Source organism: Streptomyces africanus (genome assembly GCF_002150735.1).
GTDB classification, from domain to species: Bacteria; Actinomycetota; Actinomycetes; order Streptomycetales; family Streptomycetaceae; genus Streptomyces; species Streptomyces africanus.
In genome coordinates this window covers 1-1,621 of the sequence record NZ_MUKA01000605.1, presented here as the reverse complement: position 1 = coordinate 1,621, position 1,621 = coordinate 1, and the positions used below count along the sequence as shown (strand labels likewise).

General features: G+C 69.2%; 2 protein-coding genes. Both read left to right on the top strand.

Annotation, left to right across the window (positions count from 1 at the left end; all coding sequences use genetic code 11):
• The first annotated feature begins 31 nt into the window (after positions 1-31).
• Positions 32-676, top strand: a complete 645-nt coding sequence (locus CCL05_RS42555) for an HAD family hydrolase (protein ID WP_086565846.1) — start codon at positions 32-34, stop codon at positions 674-676.
• A 75-nt stretch (positions 677-751) separates the two neighbouring features.
• Positions 752-1,621, top strand: an 870-nt coding sequence (locus CCL05_RS42550) for an MFS transporter (protein WP_086565845.1), incomplete at its 3' end; no start/stop codon positions are given.

Sequence of the window (1,621 nt, the reverse complement as noted above, 5' to 3'; positions counted from 1 at the left end):
TGCGGGGGTTTTCTGCGTTTAGGGTCGAGCCATGCGCTATGACCTCGTGATCTTCGACAACGACGGTGTCCTCGTCGACAGTGAGCCCATCTCCAACCGGCTTCTGGCCGCTTATCTCACCGAGCTGGGTCACCCGACGTCGTACGAGGACTCCATCCGGGACTACATGGGCTCCGCCATGCACCGCGTCCACGACCTGGTGGCGGAGCAGACCGGGCAGCGGCTGCCCGTGGATTTCGACGATGTCTTCCACGCTCGGGTCTTCGCGGCCTTCGAGCGGGAGTTGAAGCCGGTGGCCGGCGTCGAGGAGGTCCTGCAGAAGCTTTCCGCCGACTCCGTGCCGTACTGCGTGGCGTCGTCCGGGAGTCATGAGCGGATCCGGGTGGGGCACCGGACGACCGGGCTCGACCGGTGGTTCGACGAGGGGCGGATCTTCAGCTCCGAGGATGTGGGGAGGGGGAAGCCGGCTCCCGATCTGTTCCTGTACGCGGCGGAACGGATGGGCGTCGCGCCGGAGCGGTGTGTCGTCGTCGAGGACAGTCCGCTGGGGGTGCGGGCGGCGGTCGCGGCCGGAATGGACGTGTACGGGTTCACCGCCATGACGCCGGCGGAGAGGCTGGCCGGGGCCGGGCGGCTCTTCTCCGACATGCGGGAGCTGACGGCGCTGCTCGTGTGAGAGCGCGGAAGCTGAGCCCAATTCATCTTTGGCTGGATCTACCCATGAGTAAGTCTGGGCCCTACGCTCGCGGCCATGACTGATGTGCTGCGGCGCGGCAGGGCCTCATTGGCGTTCGGCTTCTTGGTGCAGGGGGTCGCCTTCGCTCTGCTCGTGACGCGGATTCCGGCCATCCAGGACCGGTACGGGGTCTCGGACGCGCTGCTGCCGGCGTTCCTGGCCGCTGTGCCGATCCTCGCCGGGGTCGGGAGCGTGAGCACCGAGCGGCTGGTGAAGCGGGTGCCGCCGAGTCGGCTGCTGCGGTGGTCCCAGCCCGTGGTGCTGCTGGCGCTGCTCGGGGTCGGAGCCGGGGAGCGATTGGTGGAACTGGGTGTCGCGCTCGCGGCGTTCGGGCTCGCCGTCGGGGTGCTGGACGCGTCGATGAACATGCTCGGGGTGAGCCTTCAGCGGGCGTACGGGCGCAGCATCATGCTCAGTTTCCACGCGGCCTTCAGCCTGGGCGGGATCGTGGGGGCCTCGCTGGCGTGGGCGGGGGCGCACTGGGATCTGGCGTTGTGGGTGTCGTATCTGCCGGTCGTGGCGGTGTTGCTGCCGGCTGTGCTGGTGGGGAGCCGGTGGTACGTCGACGACGGGGATGCGGCGCCGGCCGTAGGGGACAAGGCGGCGGGCGAGGGGCAGGTCGTCGTCTTCAAGTGGCTGCTGCCGTTGTGTCTGGTGATGACCGTGGCGTACATCGGGGACTCCACGGTTTCCAACTGGAGCGCGAAGTACCTCCAGGACGTGCTGGGGAGCTCCGAGCAGATGGCGACCGTGCCGTACAACGTGTACATGGTGACCACGCTGCTCGGGCGGGCGATCGGGGATCTCGGGGTGCGGCGGTTCGGGGCCGTGGCCGTCGTGCGGGCGGGGGCGCTGGTGGCGGCCGGTGGGTTCGCGGTGGTGGCG